This window comes from Nocardia aurantiaca (assembly GCF_009708175.1).
Classification (GTDB): Bacteria; Actinomycetota; Actinomycetes; order Mycobacteriales; family Mycobacteriaceae; genus Nocardia; species Nocardia aurantiaca.
The window spans coordinates 43,191-59,968 of the sequence record NZ_WMBB01000020.1; the positions used below are offsets into that span (position 1 = coordinate 43,191).

The 16,778-nt window shown below is 68.4% G+C and carries 17 protein-coding genes; 11 read left to right on the forward strand and 6 right to left on the reverse strand.

The features are described from left to right. Positions 1-2: 2 nt before the first annotated feature. Positions 3-1,034, reverse strand: a complete 1,032-nt coding sequence (locus GLP40_RS31030) for a phosphotransferase family protein (protein WP_154791570.1) — start codon at positions 1,032-1,034, stop codon at positions 3-5. 15 nt (positions 1,035-1,049) lie between these two features. After that, the gene (locus GLP40_RS31035; RefSeq protein WP_328290857.1) at positions 1,050-1,871 is read right to left on the reverse strand and encodes an SDR family oxidoreductase; all 822 of its coding nucleotides are present in this window, start codon (positions 1,869-1,871) and stop codon (positions 1,050-1,052) included. Positions 1,872-2,019: 148 nt separating this feature from the next. Between GLP40_RS31035 and GLP40_RS31040 the strand changes: the two genes are divergently transcribed. Further along, the gene (locus GLP40_RS31040; RefSeq protein ID WP_154791571.1) at positions 2,020-2,952 is read left to right on the forward strand and encodes an alpha/beta fold hydrolase; all 933 of its coding nucleotides are present in this window, start codon (positions 2,020-2,022) and stop codon (positions 2,950-2,952) included. Between the two features lie 9 nt (positions 2,953-2,961). Here the strand turns inward: GLP40_RS31040 and GLP40_RS31045 are convergent, their stop codons facing one another. Continuing rightward, positions 2,962-3,588 carry a TetR/AcrR family transcriptional regulator gene (locus GLP40_RS31045; RefSeq protein ID WP_154791618.1) on the reverse strand — a complete coding sequence of 209 codons (627 nt, stop codon included), beginning with the start codon at positions 3,586-3,588 and terminating at the stop codon, positions 2,962-2,964. Positions 3,589-3,728: 140 nt separating this feature from the next. On the opposite strand from GLP40_RS31045, the gene GLP40_RS31050 reads away from it, so the two are divergent. The 5 genes from GLP40_RS31050 to GLP40_RS31070 all read left to right on the forward strand — a co-directional run bounded on the left by GLP40_RS31050 (position 3,729) and on the right by GLP40_RS31070 (position 7,929). Next, the gene (locus GLP40_RS31050; RefSeq protein ID WP_328290858.1) at positions 3,729-4,196 is read left to right on the forward strand and encodes a hypothetical protein; all 468 of its coding nucleotides are present in this window, start codon (positions 3,729-3,731) and stop codon (positions 4,194-4,196) included. A 202-nt stretch (positions 4,197-4,398) separates the two neighbouring features. After that, the gene (locus GLP40_RS31055; protein WP_328290859.1) at positions 4,399-5,829 is read left to right on the forward strand and encodes a hypothetical protein; all 1,431 of its coding nucleotides are present in this window, start codon (positions 4,399-4,401) and stop codon (positions 5,827-5,829) included. Continuing rightward, positions 5,826-6,233, forward strand: a complete 408-nt coding sequence (locus tag GLP40_RS31060; protein WP_154791572.1) for a FixH family protein — start codon at positions 5,826-5,828, stop codon at positions 6,231-6,233. Before GLP40_RS31055 ends, GLP40_RS31060 begins: the two co-directional genes overlap by 4 nt. A gap of 29 nt (positions 6,234-6,262) precedes the next feature. Further along, entirely contained in the window at positions 6,263-7,384 is a 1,122-nt protein-coding gene (locus tag GLP40_RS31065; protein ID WP_154791573.1) for a hypothetical protein, read from the forward strand. Further along, complete coding sequence (locus GLP40_RS31070; RefSeq protein ID WP_154791574.1) at positions 7,381-7,929, forward strand: hypothetical protein; 549 nt, start codon at positions 7,381-7,383, stop codon at positions 7,927-7,929. The genes GLP40_RS31065 and GLP40_RS31070 overlap by 4 nt, the downstream gene beginning before the upstream one ends. A gap of 3 nt (positions 7,930-7,932) precedes the next feature. Here the strand turns inward: GLP40_RS31070 and GLP40_RS31075 are convergent, their stop codons facing one another. Next, the gene (locus GLP40_RS31075) at positions 7,933-8,418 is read right to left on the reverse strand and encodes a carboxymuconolactone decarboxylase family protein (protein ID WP_154791575.1); all 486 of its coding nucleotides are present in this window, start codon (positions 8,416-8,418) and stop codon (positions 7,933-7,935) included. Positions 8,419-8,582: 164 nt separating this feature from the next. Here GLP40_RS31075 and GLP40_RS31080 point away from each other — a divergent pair, with 164 nt between their 5' ends. The 5 genes from GLP40_RS31080 (at position 8,583) to GLP40_RS31100 (ending at position 14,104) form a co-directional block, all read left to right on the forward strand. Continuing rightward, positions 8,583-9,464 (forward strand): RNA polymerase sigma-70 factor, encoded by an 882-nt coding sequence (locus tag GLP40_RS31080; RefSeq protein ID WP_154791576.1) that lies wholly within the window; start codon positions 8,583-8,585, stop codon positions 9,462-9,464. 393 nt (positions 9,465-9,857) lie between these two features. Further along, positions 9,858-11,225, forward strand: a complete 1,368-nt coding sequence (locus tag GLP40_RS31085) for a glutamine synthetase family protein (protein WP_230330112.1) — start codon at positions 9,858-9,860, stop codon at positions 11,223-11,225. Next, entirely contained in the window at positions 11,206-11,949 is a 744-nt protein-coding gene (locus GLP40_RS31090; protein ID WP_328290860.1) for a gamma-glutamyl-gamma-aminobutyrate hydrolase family protein, read from the forward strand. The genes GLP40_RS31085 and GLP40_RS31090 overlap by 20 nt, the downstream gene beginning before the upstream one ends. Beyond that, the gene (locus GLP40_RS31095) at positions 11,946-13,307 is read left to right on the forward strand and encodes an aldehyde dehydrogenase family protein (RefSeq protein ID WP_328290861.1); all 1,362 of its coding nucleotides are present in this window, start codon (positions 11,946-11,948) and stop codon (positions 13,305-13,307) included. The genes GLP40_RS31090 and GLP40_RS31095 overlap by 4 nt, the downstream gene beginning before the upstream one ends. Positions 13,308-13,324: 17 nt before the next feature. Further along, entirely contained in the window at positions 13,325-14,104 is a 780-nt protein-coding gene (locus tag GLP40_RS31100) for a 3-oxoacyl-ACP reductase (protein ID WP_407671733.1), read from the forward strand. A gap of 11 nt (positions 14,105-14,115) precedes the next feature. Here the strand turns inward: GLP40_RS31100 and GLP40_RS31105 are convergent, their stop codons facing one another. Beyond that, positions 14,116-15,669, reverse strand: a complete 1,554-nt coding sequence (locus tag GLP40_RS31105) for an amino acid permease (RefSeq protein WP_154791579.1) — start codon at positions 15,667-15,669, stop codon at positions 14,116-14,118. Positions 15,670-15,808: 139 nt separating this feature from the next. Next, positions 15,809-16,477 carry an ArsR/SmtB family transcription factor gene (locus tag GLP40_RS31110; protein WP_154791580.1) on the reverse strand — a complete coding sequence of 223 codons (669 nt, stop codon included), beginning with the start codon at positions 16,475-16,477 and terminating at the stop codon, positions 15,809-15,811. Between the last annotated feature and the right edge of the window lie 301 nt (positions 16,478-16,778).

Here is a 16,778-nt window from a genome sequence, read left to right on the forward strand (position 1 = left end):
CCTTACGAGGTCAGCGCGGACAGACCGGCGGCCAGCAGCGGTTCGACCGCCTCACCGATGTGCTCGAAGCCGGGCCCCAGGGTCTGGCCGTGGATGTGGCGGAAGTGGATGCCCTCGCTGATCACGGCGAGCTTGAACGACGCCAGCGCGATATAGAACCCGATCTCGGACACATCGCGTCCCGTTCCCGTCGAATAGCGTTCCAGCACTTCCGATTCGGTGGGGTAGCCGGGCGCGAGCGCGACATCGCTGACGCCGGGCATGGCGACATCGCTCGTGCGCTGATAGACCAGCAGCAGGCCGATATCGGTGAGCGGATCACCGAGTGTGGCCATCTCCCAGTCGATCACGGCCGCGACCTTGTCCGTGTCGTCGACCAGCACGTTGTCGAGCCGGTAGTCACCGTGCACGATGCCCGTAGCCGATTGTGCGGGCAGGTTTTTCGCCAATAGATCGTGCAGCTCGGCGGCGGCGGGCAGGTCCCGGCTGAGGGAGGCGTCGAGCTGCTTCTTCCAGCGCCGCACCTGCCGTTCCAGGAATCCGTCCGGGCGGCCGAAGTCCCCGAGCCCGCCCGCGGCCGGATCGACGGTGTGCAGGGCGGCCAGGGTGTCGATGAGACCGGTGGCGATGACCCGGGTCCGTTCGACGCCGAGCGGCACCAGTTCCGCCGCGCTCCGGTAGGGCGTGCCGGCCACGCGCTCCATGACATAGAAGGGCGCACCGATGATGTCGTCGTCCTGGCACAGCGCGTAGGTGGCGGGCACGGGGACACCAGTGTCGGCCAGCGCGGTGATGACCCGGTATTCGCGGGCCATGTCGTGCGCGGTGGCGAGCACGTGGCCCAGCGGCGGACGCCGCACGATGAAGGCCGATTCGCCGTCGCCGATCTCATAGGTGAGGTTGGATTTCCCGCCCGCGATCAACCGACCGCTCAGGGGTCCGGTCACCAGGCCGGGCCGAGTCTCGGTCAGCCACGCCGCGAGTCGCTCGAGATCCAGGCCGGGTAGTTCGCCGGTCCGCTGATCGTCGCTCATGTGTCTCCCCGATGCTCAGTGGCCGTCGCTGTCCAGCAGACGCGCCTGATAGTGCCGCATGCCCGACAGCCAGCGGTCGTAGTCGGCGCCTTTGCGACGGTACATATCGAGCACCTCCGGATGGGGCAGGATGAGGAACCGCTCGTCGTCCACCGCGGCCATGACCAGCTCGGCCACCGCGTCGGGGGTCAGCACCGCGCCCGCCGAGGTGACCGCGCGGGTGGCGGCCATGCCGATGGCGTCGCCGGAGTTCTCGCCCGCGCGCAGCAGCGGGGTCTCCACGCCCATGGGACACAGGCAGCTGACGCGGATGCCCTGATCGCCGTAGGTGACCGACAGCCATTCGGCGAAGCCGACCGCCGCGTGCTTGGTGACCGAGTATGCGGCCGAACCGATCTGGGTCAGCAGGCCCGCCGCCGACGCGGTGCTGATGAAGTAACCCTCGCCGCGCTCCAGCCAACCGGGGACCAGCAGCCGGGCCGCGCGGATGTGGGCGTTGAGATTGACGTCGAGGGTGGTCTCCCAGTCCTTCTCCGCGCCGAGTCCGACCGGCCCGATCACGCCCGCATTGGCGAAATACAGATCGACCGGCCCGAATTCGGCCTCGGTGCGGGCGATCAGCTCCTCGATGCGGGCGGTGTCGGACACATCGGCCCCGACCGCCACGGCCGCACCCGGGAACTCCGCCTCCAACGCCGCTACCACCGCCGCGGCCGCGCCGCCGTTCAGGTCCGCGACGACGACCCGCGCCCCGGCCCGCACCAGCCGCGCGGCGATCGCGCCGCCGATGCCGCCACCGCCTCCGGTGACAATGGCGTTCTTTCCCGCGACCTGCACGAGTTCTCCCTCCGGCCCGCGCCGGGCCCCGATCCGGCCGTCTCGGCTGGATCGGATGCGTCGGCTGATGGAATATGAAACCTACGTCGGATTCAAGTTCATGACCCGTTCGGCGTCAACCGGCCCGGTCACGAGAGGTGAACAACGGATGCAGTCAGCACATCTGGTCGAGGAGTGGCAGCGGCTGGGCAGCGCGCGGGTCGCGGCCAATGGCATCGAGCTGCGGGTGGTCGAGCACGGCGCGGGTGCGCCGGTGGTGTTCTGCCACGGGTTCCCGGAGCTCGGATTCTCATGGCGGCATCAGGTTTTCGCGCTGGCCGAGGCGGGGTTCCGGACCCTCACGCCCGATATGCGCGGGTACGGTGGCAGCTCGCGGCCCGAGCGGGTCGAGGAGTACGACATGCTCGCCGTGTGCGGGGATCTGGCCGGGTTGCTCGACGCGTACGGGCTCGAGGACGCGATCTTCGTCGGCCACGACTGGGGTGCGTCGGTGGTCTGGCACATGGCCTGGGAGTATCCGGAGCGGGTGCGGGCGGTCGCGGGGTTGAGCGTGCCCGCGACGCCGCGGTCGTCCGGGCCGCCGCTGTCGATCATGCGGTCGCGGCTCGGTGCGGACTTCTACATGGTGTGGTTCCAGGAACCCGGGGTCGCCGACGCGGTGCTGAACGCGGATGTGCGGCGCACGCTGCTGCAGGACGACATCATGAGCGCCGCCACGTTCCTGGACACCACAGCGCCCGAGCCGCCACTGCCCGAATGGCTGAGCGAACCCGAATTCGATTACTACGTCGAGACTTTCACGGCCACCGGATTCACCGGCGGGCTCAACTACTACCGGAACCTGGATCGCACGTGGGAGCGCACCGCGCATCTCGCTGACATGACGATCGACCAGCCGTCGCTGTTCATCGCCGGGTCCACCGATCCGGTCATCCGGTTCACGCCCATGCGGAAGATGTCGGCGCTGCTCAGCGATCTGCGGGGGACGATCATCCTCGACGGCGCGGGCCACTGGATTCAGCAGCAACGGCCCGAGGAGGTCAATGCCGCGCTGATCGACTTCGCGCGCGAGCTCGGATGATCGCTCGGCTCACTCGGATTTCAACTGCAGGGCGTTGACCCACAGCTGGGTCAACGTCGTCACCAGCTTCTCGAACGGAATCCGTTGCTTCTGAACGTAAACCATGTACGCCATGCGGCTCACCATCGCCGAGAGCGCGTGCGCGGTGATCATCGGATCCAGGTCCGCGCTGGCCTGCCCGGACTCCTGTAGCTCACGGATCATCCGGGCATTGCGCTGTGCGAACGCCTTGCCCCGCTCGACCCGCAGGCGCCGGAAGTTCTCGTCGATATGGGCGACCTGCTCGAACAACGCCATCAAACGGGCATTGCGTTTATAGGACAGCAGGTAGTCCCGATTGGCCGCCTCGATGAGCGCGCGCGTATCGGTGATCCCGCTGCGCTCGCGCACATGCGGATGCAGCATCTCCTCCGACACCTGCTCGACGAGCGCCGCGAAAATCTCTTCCTTGCTGTCGAAGTAGGTGTAGAACGACCCCGACGCCATCCCCGCCGTCTTGGAGATGTCCGCGATCTTGGCATCGAGATACCCGTCCCGCTCGAACACCTCACGCGCCGCGTCGATGAGCGCACTCCGGGTGCGCTGCCCCCGCCGGGTAGGCGGTGCGGTGCGGCGGGATCCGCTCTCCCCCGCCATCGATTCGGACGCCAACGCTGATCACTGCCTGTCGTTTCGCGGACAACTTTCCGAACGGCCACCGTATCAACAGCTGCGGTCCGGGCCGCAATGACCGCGGAGACCGACGCATATCCGTCCGCTGCCGATCAGGCTCGCCGGTGGACACTGAACGGGTGGAGGATGCCGAGCGGGTGATCGTGGTGGATGCGGCCAATGTGGTCGGGTCGCGGCCGGATGGGTGGTGGCGGGATCGGGCCGGGGCGGCTCGGCGGTTACTGGGGGAATTGACTGGGTTGCGGGAGCGACTGCCCGACTCGGCACGGGTGGTCGTGGTGCTCGAGGGAGCTGCCAAGGCTGCTGTCGACCGCCGGAGTGAGAGGCAGGAGGGACTGTGGGTGGTGCTCCGAGGAGCCGGCGAGCCCGTGCTCGACGATGGCGAGGGCGCAGGTTTGCGGGTGATGCTGGCCGGCGGATCCGGGGATGACGCCATCGTGGAGGTGGTCGCGGCGGCGGTCGCGGGCGGCGCGGTCACGGTGGTGACGGCTGATCGCGGATTGCGGGCGCGGGTAGAGGCGCTCGGGGCCACGACGGTGGGGCCGAGTTGGCTTCGGAATGCGCTGGGTTGAATGTCGGTTGTCGACCGGCATATCGGTCGGCGGGTGGCGAACGGGCATCGAGCGGCGCGCAATTGGGGGCGAATTGTTCGATTCTGGTTCGTTGTCGTGTAATTCGGGGAGAGGGCGGGGAACCTTACCCTGACGGCACCCTGAGGGCGCATCCCCCGCGGGTGGGATTTCCGGTGGGCGGATCTTCGGTAGTTTCGGAACAGTGCAGCCGCCGTTGATCGTTCGCCTGCGCGGCGCATGCCTGGTGGTGGGCGTGCTCTGCGCGTTTCTGCTGGGTGTGGCGTCAGCGCCGAATGCCAGGGCCGATGGAGCGGCGAGCGGGGGTGATCTGACCGTGGCGCAATCGCTGGGGGCGCGGGAGCTGACCGTGGTGGTACGGCGGGCGGAGCCGGGGCCGCTGCGGGTCGAGGTCGTGAGCCATGCGGGGTCGGCGGCGGGGAGGCTGACGGTCGGCGCCGCGCCGGTGGACCGGGGTAGTGAGACCTCCACTGGCACAGTCGAACTCGGCGATCTGCCGGGGTTGTATGCGGCGACCTTGCGGGTGGATCATGCCGGTCCGTGGGAACTGACCATTTCGGACGGTGAGCGGACAGCGCGGATTCCGTTCCTGGTCGCCGCGCGCGTTGTGACGCCGTGGGAGCGGGCGGCCTACGGGGGATTCTTCGCGGCGGGCGTGTTGCTGCTGGTGGCGCTGGGGACGGCGCTCATCTCGAAACGGGGGTGGCCGACATTGATTCCGGTGGGGGCGCTCATCGCCGCGCTGACCGTAGGCGCCACGGGGGCGGTGCTGTCCTCGAGTGCGCCGCAGCCGCGGCCGGCGGGCAGTCTGCTCGATCCCACGTCGAGGAATATCGGGAATCCCTATCCGGAGCGAGATCTGCCGCTGACCACGAATTACTCACGCCCGCCGGTGAATCTGAGCGTGCGTGCGCACTCGGCCGAGACCGGGGAGCCGACGGAGGTTCAGCTGTCGCTGACCGATTCGGCGACGGGGCGGCCCGTGGATGACCTGCTGGTGAACGATGACGCGCTGCTGCACCTCATGGTGGTAGGACCGTCCGGACGGTTCTGGCATCGGCATCCGATCCGCACCGCGCCCGGCGAGTACCGGGTCAGCCTGGGGCTGAACGAATCCGGTGATTACGCGGTCGCCGCCGAGATCGCGCGCCGGGGCGGGGGCGTGCAGTTGCTCCGGTCCGCGCTGCATGTCACCGGTCAATCCGGTTCCGGCGCGTTGGATTCCGCGCCGAGCGGGGCCACGCTGACCACCACCGAGGCAGTCGCGGGCGAACCCACCACTCTCACCGCGGGCTACGGCGGTTCCGCCGATCTCCAGCCCTGGCTGGGCATGCTGGGCCATCTCATCGCGGTCGGCCCGCTGCCGGACGGCGTGCCCGCCGGGACGTCCGCCGCGACCGTGCCGATCTGGGCGCACGCGCACGCCATGGCCCCGACGCCCGCCGTCGGCGCGCAGCCGCCGGACGAGACCGTCGCCGCCTACGGCCCGAATATGGCCTTCACCTTCACTTTTCCGCAGCCCGGCCGGTATCTGGTGTGGGCGCAGGCCGAGCGCGGCTATTCCGTCATGACCATTCCGACCACGGTCGACGTCCGAGCGGGGGTTCCGCAATGACCAGGCGCAACGGATTGATCGCGGCGGCGGTCGTGCTGGTGGCGGCGCTGGTGACCTGGTGGCTGTGGCCGTCCGACAACGCGAAAACGCTGCCGCGCAGCGCGGCCGGGCCGTACCAGGTGCGGTTGAGCGTCTCCGGCGGTTCGCCGCGCCCCGGTGACAACACCGTCGACCTCGACATCACCGACCAGCACGGCAATGCCGCGACCCCGGATCGCGTCTCGGTGGAACCCGCCATGCCGCAGATGGGCCACGCCCTGCCGCCGAGCACCGCCGCCGCGGTCACGCCCGGGCATTACCGGGCCACGGTGACCCTTCCCATGCCGGGGCAGTGGGAGATCGCCGTCAGGCTTTCCGGCGCACCGGGATCCGGCAGCGCCACCTTCTCCGTCCAGGCCAACTGAATCGAAGGAAAGAGGATCAGGAGCAGACCATGGACCTCACCGCCGACGGTCGCGGGCTCACCGCCGAGGCGACCACACCCATCACCATTCGCCCGTGGCTACCCGCGTCCATTCTGTTCGCGGCCAGCCTCACCTTCGCGATCGGGTCCACCTGGGATATCCAGTGGCACTCCGATGTCGGGCCCGACACCTTCTTCACGCTGCCGCACCTGTTCATCTACGCCAGTGCGGCGATCGCCGGATTCACCGGTCTCACGGTCATTCTCGTCACCTCGGCCGCGGGCCGAGCGGGGCGACGGGTGGACGGCGAGCTGGGCGGGCCGGGAATCAGCGTGTTCGGGCGGACGTTCACCGCGCCGCTCGGGTACATGGTGGCGGCGCTGGGGGCGGCCTCGTTCCTGCTGTACGGGCTGTGGGATCTGTGGTGGCACAGCCTCTACGGGTTCGACGCGATCATCGACTCACCGCCGCACATCGGATTGTTCCTGTCCAGCACCGTGATCTCGGTGGGTACGGTGATCGTGTTCGCGGCGGCACGGAACTATCGCTGGGGGCGGATCGGCGCGCTGTTCGCGCTGGCGCATCTGACGACCTCGAGCACCGTCACCGCGCTGGCGGTACAGCGGCTCAGCACCGGGACCGTACGGTGGACGGTCGCGGTGACGGCGTTCATGGTGATTCTGCTGATGGTCGCGGGTGCCGGATTTCAGCGGTGGGGTGCGACGATCACCGCGGTGTTCTCCTCGGCGACCCAGGGCGTGTTCTGGTGGTTCGCGCCGTGGGCGGCGCGGACCTACGCCGATTTCGTGGAATTGCCCATGCGCGAACATATCCGGGGCATTCCGGCGACTCCGGCGCTGATTCCCTTCTGCCTCGTTCCGGTCGGCATCGTGATCGATCTGCTCATCCGGCGCACCGACAGCCCGGCTCGGCTGTTGCCCGCGCTGGCGGGCGGGCTGGGTGGGGCCATTGTCGGCGGATTCAACCCGGTGCAGCAGGTCATCATCTACCACGCCCACCTGGCGCCCGCGTCCATCATCGTCGCCACCACCGTCGCGGCCGCGCTGTTCGGCGCGCTCGGCGGTTACGTGGGCCGGCGATTCGGCGACATGCTGCGGCTGACCGCCCCGTCCGCGAAGGTCAGCGCATGATCAACCGTATTCTCGCCACCGCCGCAACGATTCTCGCCATTCTGGGCCTGACCGCGGGGACCGCGGGCACGGCCTCGGCGTATCAGCCGGTCGATATCGTGCACACCGAGCATGTGCAGGCTGGGCCCTATTCGCTGACCGTCGGATTCAGTGAATGGCCTTTGCGCGCAATGCAATCGCTGGATTTCACCTTCATCCCCGAGGGCGGGATCGAGGACAGGACCGGGACGCTCACCGAAATCCAGCCCAACGGGAAAATCCGCCGCGCCGAACCGCTTTCGCGTCACCCACGCAAACGCGACGTCTGGGGCCTGGACGTGCGCTCCCTCGATCAAGAGGGTGCATGGACCTTCCACTTCGTCATCGACGGACCCCAGGGGCGGGGTGAAGGCGATCTGGCGAACCTCACGGTTCTCCACCAGCCCGGTCCCCCATTGGGTGTGAGCTGGGCCGTCAGCACGGTTCCGCTGATCGGCCTGATCGCCTTCCTCGCCTACGCCTGGCGTCGTACCCGCCGCCCGGCCCCGACGCCGCACCCCGTTTAGCGGTCAGTCGGTGGCGCGGGCGAACATGCCGGGCTCGTAGGAGCCGCCCTTCTGGTGCAGGATGACACCCAGACGATTGGCGGCATTGATCATGGCGACCTGCGCCACCAGGGCGGCGATCTGGTTGTCGTCGTAGTGCTTACGGACCCGCGCCCAGGTGTCGTCGGAGACGCCGAGGTGGGCGTCGGCCAGGCGGGTGCCCTCCTCCGCCAGTGCCAGGGCGGCCTGTTCGGCCTCGGTGAAGACCGTCGCCTCGCGCCAGGTGGCCACCAGATTGATGCGGACCGCGGGTTCGCCCGCGGCGGCGAGTTCCTTGGTGTGGGCGTCGGTGCACCAGCCGCAGCCGTTGATCTGGCTCGCGCGCAGATTGACCAGTTCCTGGGTGGCGGCCGGGACGGTCGACTGGGTGATCACCAGGCTGGCATTGGCGAAGCGCTTGGCGAACTTGGCGCCGAGTTCATTGGCGGACAGGTCGAGTCGGGGTTCCATGATTTCCGTCTCCTTCGTTATCGGTGGGACGGACATGAGTTGCCGGCGACGCGGAAGGTGTGACAGCACGGCACTGTGACACAGGGCACACCGCTGGACCTGTCACGGATCCGCGAGTGCCGGCGTCTGGTGGAGACACCGCCGACCGTGCCGAGGAGCCATCGATGACCGACCACCCGGATCCCGCCACCGCGGCCTTCCTCGCCCACCGCAATCTGCTGTTCACCGTCGCCTACGAGATGCTCGGGTCGGCCGTGGACGCCGAGGACGTGCTCCAGGAGACCTGGTTGCAGTGGACGGGCGTGGATTTCGACACCGTGCGCGAGGTCCGCCCGTTCCTGGTGCGGATCACCACCCGCCAGGCCCTCACCCGCCTGCGCACGCTGGGCCGCCGCCGCGAATCCTATGTCGGCCCTTGGCTTCCCGAGCCGCTGCTCACCGCGCCCGATGTCGCCGAGGACGTCGAGTTGGCCGACAGCGTCTCCATGGCCATGCTGCTGGTCCTGGAAACCCTCACCCCCACCGAGCGGGCCGTCTTCGTCCTGCGCGAGGTCTTCGACCTGTCCTACGACGAAATCGCCGCAGCCGTCGACAAATCCGCCCTCGCGGTCCGCCAGATCGCCCACCGCGCGCGCTCTCACGTCGCCGCCCGCCGCCCACGTGCCGTCGCCTCCCCCACCCAGACCCGCGACGCCCTCGCAGCCTTCCAGCGCGCCGTGGAAACCGGCGACCTCCAAGCCCTGCTCAACGTCCTCTCCCCCGACGTGGTCCTCCTCACCGACGGCGGCGGCATCGTCCGGGCCGCCCTCATCCCCATCATCGGCGCCACCCCGGTCGCCACCCTCCTGGCCCGCCTCCCCGCGACCGGCGGCACCATCCGCCCCGCCCACGTCAACGGCCACCCCGCCCTCATCGTCGACCGCGACGGCGAACTCGACACCGTCCTGGCCCTCCGTGCCGACGCCAGCCGCATCACCGGCCTCTACGCCGTCCGCAACCCCCACAAACTCTCACGCCTGGATCACGAGACCACCCTCCTCCGCTGACCCCGCCCAGCCGATCCGCTCCCGCAACGCCTCTCCGCATTGGCAGAGGGCCGAGGCTTCGAGGCGGGGGTTTCAGGCCGCGCAGGATTCGGGACGGCTGGCGCGCGGCGGGGCGGTAGGGGCGGCGGCGGATGCCTGGCGACCACGATCGCCGCAGAGCTGATCGTTCTCACCGGTCCGGGCCTCGCCGCGCCGGTCGCGTGGCGGATTCTCACCGAGGTCGGCATCTGGGGCCGACCGGGGCGCTACGACGCATCGAGCAGTACTCCGCCCTCGGCACGGTGCTCGCCGTCGAGGCGGTGCGGACACGGGGACGATCTCTTGCCTATTCGGGCACGCACGGAGGCCGGGTTCGCTTAGCGTGAGCAAGGTTGACGTCGAGAGGGGTCAAGAATGCGGGCCGGAATGCTGAGCACGGCGGAGCTGGTGGCGCGGGTCGCGGCGGGAACGCTGGACACGGTGCTGGTGGCGATGACCGACATGCAGGGGCGGTTGCAGGGAAAACGTTGTTCGGCACGGTATTTCGTGGAGGAGGTGCTCGATCAGGCGACCGAGGCGTGTGACTATCTGCTCGCCGTCGATGTGGAGATGACCACGGTCGGGGGCTACGAGATGTCGTCGTGGGACACCGGCTACGGCGATTTCGTGCTGCGCCCGGATCTGAACACGCTGCGGCTGCTCCCGTGGTGGCCGGGCACCGCGCTGGTCCTGTGCGATGTCGAGCAGGTGGATCCGCACGGCAAACACGGGCAGCCGGTCGCCGCCTCACCCCGGCAGGTGCTGCGCGCCCAGCTGGATCGCCTGGCCGAACGCGGCCTGTCCGCGTATGTCGGCACGGAGCTCGAGTTCCTCGTCTTCGACGACACCTACGAGGCCGCCTTCCGCAGCGGCTATCGCGACCTCACCCCCGCGAACCAGTACAACGTCGACTACTCCATGCTCGGCACCGCTCGCATCGAGCCGCTGCTGCGTCGCATCCGCACCGAAATGTCCGGCGCGGGAATGTATGTCGAATCCGCCAAGGGCGAATGCAACCCGGGCCAGCACGAGATCGCCTTCCGCTACGACGAGGCGCTCGTCACCTGCGACAACCACAGCATCTACAAGACCGGAGCCAAGGAGATCGCCGCCCAGGAGGGCCGCAGCATCACCTTCATGGCGAAATACAATGAGCGGGAAGGCAATTCCTGCCACATTCACCTCAGTCTGCGCAGCAATACGGGCGAGCCCGTCTTCGCCGAGGGCGACGGCCCCTCCGCGCTCATGCGACACTTCATCGCGGGCCAGCTTGACTGCCTGCGCGAGCTCACCTACCTGCTCGCCCCGAACATCAACTCCTACAAGCGATTCCAGACAGGAAGCTTCGCGCCGACCGCCCTCGCCTGGGGGCGGGACAATCGCACCTGCGCCCTGCGCGTGGTCGGCCACGGCCCGTCCCTGCGCCTGGAGAACCGCATTCCCGGCGGCGACGTCAACCCCTACCTGGCCGTCGCCGCCGTCCTCGCCGCCGGACTGCACGGCATCGAACACCAGCTTCCCCTGGAGCCGGAATTCCACGGCAACGCCTACCTCTCCCACCGTCCGCGCGTCCCACGCACCCTGCGTGAGGCCGCGCAACTCTTCGGCGAGAGCAAGATCGCGCAGAAGGCGTTCGGCCCGGAGGTGGTGCGGCACTACCGCAATGCCGCACAGGTCGAGCTGGACGCCTACGACGCGGCGGTGACCGACTGGGAGCGCATCCGTGGCTTCGAACGACTCTGACACCGGACGGCGGCCGCTCATCGGCCTGCCCACGTATTCCGAACGCACCCGCTTCGGCCACTGGGATGTCGACGCCGCAGTCCTGGCCCGCACCTATATAGACATGACCGAGCGAGCGGGCGGCATTCCGGTCCTGTTGCCGCCCACCGGAACTCCACGCCCCGAGCTCATCGACCGTCTCGACGGCCTGGTCCTCACCGGCGGCGCGGACCTCGATCCCACCCGTTACGGCGCGCCACCCCATCCCGCCACCCGCCGTCTCCGCCCCGACCGCGACGAATCCGAGCTCGGGCTCTTCGCACTGGCGCGCGCCGCGGGCATGCCGGTGCTGGCGATCTGCCGCGGCCTGCAATTGGCGAACGTCGCCCTCGGCGGCACGCTGCTGCAACATGTCCCGGACGTGGTCGGGCACACCGACCATTCCCGCACACCCGGGGTCTTCACGGTCAACACCGTCACCACCGTGCCCGGCAGCCGGATCGCCGCCATCACCGGCCCCGAGGTGAAGGCGTACTGCCATCACCATCAGGCCATCGACACTCTCGCCCCCGAACTCACCGCTAGCGCGCACGCACCGGACGGCATGATCGAGGCCGCCGAGACCCGCGACGGCTCGTTCCTGCTCGGCGTGCAATGGCATCCGGAGGAGAACCCGTCCGACACCCGCCTCATACGGGCCCTGGTCCGCCGCGCGGCACAGTACGGAAAGGAGCGCACCCTGTGACAACCACCGACATCGTCAACCCCGCCACCGAAAAGGTCCTGGCCACCATCGCGGCGGCCGACACGGCCGCGACCGACGCCGCCATCGAACGCGCCCATCGGGCGGCAGCGAGCTGGCGGGCCGTCTCCCCCGGCGACCGGGCGCGACTACTGCGCCGCTTCGCCGACGCCGTCGACGCCGAAATCGAGCAGCTGGCCCGGCTCGAGGTCAGCAACGCCGGCCACACCATCGGCAATGCCCGCTGGGAGGCGGGCAATGTCCGCGACGTCCTGCACTACAGCGCGGGCATGCCGGAACGACTGCTCGGCACTCAGATTCCGGTCGCCGGGGGCGTGGACATCACCTTCTGCGAGCCGCTGGGCGTGGTCGGCATCATCGTGCCCTGGAACTTCCCCATGCCCATCGCGGCCTGGGGTTTCGGTCCCGCGCTGGCCGCCGGCAACACCGTGGTGCTCAAACCGGCCGAGCTCACCCCGCTCACCGCCATCCGTCTCGGCGAACTGGCCCTCGAAGCGGGGCTGCCGGAGAACGTCTTCCAGGTCATCCCCGGCCGCGGCTCGGTGGTCGGCGCCCGCTTCGTCACCCATCCCGCCGTGCGCAAGGTGGTGTTCACCGGCTCCACCGAGGTGGGCAGGCAGATCATGGCCGGCTGCGCCGAGCGGGTGAAGCGGGTGACCCTCGAATTGGGCGGCAAGAGCGCCAATATCGTGTTCGCCGACGCGGATGTGGAGCGCGCCGCCGCCACCGCACCCTACGGCGTCTTCGACAATGCCGGCCAGGACTGCTGCGCCCGCTCCCGGATCCTGGTGCAGCGCGGCATCTTCGACCGCTTCCTGGAACTGCTCGAACCGGCGGTCCAGGGCGTGGCTGTGGGTGATCCGGGCGACGAGGCGACCGAGATGGGCCCGCTCATCTCCGCCGCGCATCGCGACCGTGTCGCCGGATTCCTGGAGCCGTCGACCAAGGTGGCGTTCACCGGCGCCCACCCCGACGGCCCCGGATTCTGGTTCCCGCCAACGGTTGTCCTGCCCTCCAGCTCCCAGGACCGGGTGCTGACCGAGGAGGTGTTCGGTCCGGTGGTCGCGGTGCTGCCGTTCGACGACGAGGCCGACGCCCTGCGCATCGCCAATGACACCGAATACGGCCTGTCCGGCTCCATCTGGACAAATGACGTCGGCCGCGCCCTCCGCGTGGCCCGTGGTGTGGAGGCCGGGAACCTATCGGTGAATTCCCATTCCTCCGTGCGCTATTGGACTCCGTTCGGCGGGTTCAAACAGTCCGGCCTGGGCCGCGAACTCGGTCCCGACGCGGCGCGGGCCTTCACCGAGACCAAGAACGTGTTCCTCGCCACCGAATAGTCCGCCCCCGCCATTTCATCGAAGGAGATACGTTGCAGCGCTTACAGGATCGAGTCGCGGTCGTCACCGGCGGCGGCAGCGGCATCGGCCTCGCCACCGTCCGGCGCTTCGCCCAGGAGGGCGCGAAGGTCGTCGTCGCCGATATCGACGCCGCCGCCGGTGAGGCCGCCGCGGCCGAGGTCGGCGGGCTCTACGTGAAAGTCGACGTCACCGACGAGGAACAGGTGCGAGCCATGTTCCAGACCGCCGTCGACACCTACGGCGGTCTCGACATCGCCTTCAACAACGCGGGCATCTCACCGCCGGAGGACGATTCGATCCTCACCACCGGCATCGACGCCTGGAAGCGGGTCCAGGAGGTCAATCTGACCTCGGTCTACCTGTGCAGCAAATACGCCATCGACCATATGCTCCAACGCGGCAGGGGCTCGGTCATCAATACCGCGTCCTTCGTCGCCGTCATGGGCGCGGCCACCTCGCAGATCTCCTACACCGCTTCCAAGGGCGGCGTGCTCGCCATGAGCCGCGAACTCGGAGTGCAGTTCGCGCGCCAGGGCATTCGCGTGAACGCCCTGTGTCCCGGACCGGTCAACACTCCTCTGCTGCGGGAACTGTTCGCCAAGGATCCGGAGCGCGCCGCGCGCCGCCTGGTGCACATTCCCGTCGGCCGGTTCGCCGAGCCGGAGGAGATCGCCGCGGCAGTGGCCTTCCTGGCCAGCGACGACTCCTCCTTCATCACCGCCTCGCAATTCCTGGTCGACGGTGGCATCTCCGGGGCATACGTGACGCCGCTGTAGCCCAACGGTTCTCAGGCGCCGACGGGGGCGTCCTCGGCCTCCGGCGGCTCCTCGACGGTTCGTTTGGGCCCGGTGAACCAGCGCCGGGCCGAGACGAACCACCAGATGGCGATCGCACCGACCACCCCGACCAGGGTGAGGGGCGCGTAATTCACCGCGTTCCAGGTGAATCCGTCGACCCACGGATACCCGTGATCATCGGTCGGCAGAATGAACAGCACGCTGATGACGACGATCCAGATCAGCGCGATGACCCCGATCGGCCGATGCCAGCCTCCGAGCTGCCACGGCCCGGCCTGGAATCGATTGCCGCGCAACAGCCGCAGCAGCACCGGAATCCCGTACGCGATATACAGGCCGATGGTGGCCACCGAGGTCGCGGCGGCATACGCGGTCGGGGCATTGGCGGCAGGCACCAGCATGGACGGAATCAGCAGAATGAACGCGAACACCGATACGAAGAAGACCGCGTTCACCGGCACTTTGCGCGCCGACAGCTGCGCCCACAGCTTCGATCCCGGCACCGCGCCGTCCCGCGCGAAGGCGAACAGCATCCGTGAGGCCGCGGTGATCGAGGCGTAGCCGCAGAACAACTGGGCGACCGCGGCGATGACCAGCAGCAGCCCGGACCAGAACGAATTCAGCGAATTCTGCAGAATGTAGATGACCGGATAGCCGCTGTTCTTGGTCGGATCCAGCGCCTCGTCGAGATTCGGAATCGCGAAGGTCACCGCCATGATGAGCAGATAACCCGCGACAGCCGACACCACAATGGTGTTGATGATCCCCTTGGCCGCCATGCGTGAGGCGTCGTGCGTCTCCTCCGACATATGCGCCGAGGCGTCGTACCCGGTGAACGTGTACTGCGCGTGCAACAGCCCGAGCAGGAAGCTGAACGCCACCCCGCCGAACCCGATCGCGCTGTTGTCCACGGTCTTGGTGAACACGAACCCGATGCTCTGATGGTGGCGCGCACCGAAACCGAGCACCGCCACGAAGATGGCGACACCGCCCACATGCCACCACGCCGACACATTGTTGATCACCGCCGACAGGTGCGGGCCGATGATGTTCAGCACCGCGTGCAGCACCAGGATCCCGGTGAAGACCAGGAAGATGGCATTGCGATCGGTCCCGATGTCCAGCCCGATCACATTCAGCACCACCGTGGTGAAAATGGCCGCCCCGTAATCGATGGCGGCGGTCACCGCGATCTGCCCGATCAGGTTGAACCATCCGGTGAACCAGCCCCACACCGGCCCGCCCAGCTCGGACGCCCACCAGTAGAGGCCCCCGGAGGTCGGGTAGGCCGAGGCCAATTCGGCCATGGCCAGTCCGACGAACAGCACCATCACCGAGACCAGCGGCCAGCCCCACGCCATGGTGATCGGCCCGCCGTTGGACAGGCCGATCCCATAACTGGCCAGGCCGCCGGTGAGGATCGAGACAATGGTGAAACTGATGGCGAAATTGGAGAATCCCGACCAGGATCGCGCCAATTCCTGTTTGTAACCGAGTTCGGCGAGCCGCCGTTCATCATCGGATCGAGGCTGAGTTGCGGTCATGCTAGCTCCCGAGTGAAAACACCGCCCTCACACGGCGTTTGCCAGGAGCCCAGTGTGCGGTAACCATGCCTCGAACCGCAGGCCAACGGACAAACTAGTTGCCCGGTCGGATCGCGGCGACGTCGAGGCGGTCGACCGGTCAGGCCCCGATGGCGACCGGATGTCCGGCCAACCGCCATTCCAGCATGCCGTCCGCGAGGCGAACCGCGTTGCGGCCCTCCGTGTTCAGCAGGCGGATGGCGTCGTAGGCGAGGGCACAGTATTCACCCCGGCAGTAGACGACGACCTGGGTGTCGGCGGGGAGTTCCGAAACGCGTTCGGCCAGTTGCTCGATCGGGATGGACAGCGCACCCGGGATATGCCCGGCCAGGTACTCCACGACCGGGCGAACATCGAGCACGACCACCGACGAATCATCGGCCAGCGCGACCAGTTCCGCCGCCGTGACCTCCCGCGCGCCGTCCTCGCCCAGATAGTCGGCCCGCGCGCCCGGGACGGTCGCCTGATGGGCCTCGGCCACCTTCCGCAGCAGCGCCAGCAGCTGCGCGACATCATCACCGGCCAGCTGGTAATGGATGCGCACACCCTCGCGCCGAGTCGTCACCAGGCCGGCCTGCTTGAGGGTTTGCAGATGCGCCGACGCGGTGGTCAGATTCAGCCCGGCCGTACTGGCCAGCGCCTCGACCGTGCGCTCGCCCTGTGCCAGCAGATCCAGCAGCTCCAGCCGCTTTCCACTGGCCAGCGCCTTGCCGCTGGCGGCGAACGCCTCATAGAGACGCGCCTTCTCAGCACTCGGGTTGATGACCATCACGGATTCCTCCAATAATCTGTGGAATAGTATAGTCCGCCGCGTCCACGTGGGCGTTCGCCGCACTCACGCAGAGTCGTCGCCGTGGATCAACGAGCGCGCGGCCCGACCGCACCGCCCTCGTGAACGGCCCGGCCACCATCGTTCGCCCCGGCGGCCGTTACCTTCTCCTCGGTTTCAGCGACCGCCGGCCCGGAACCTGGGGCCCACACCGCCTCAGCCGCACCGATATCGAATCCGCCTTCACCGACGGCCGGCAGCTCGACTCCCTCGAACCCGCCACCCTCGATATCCTCCCGAG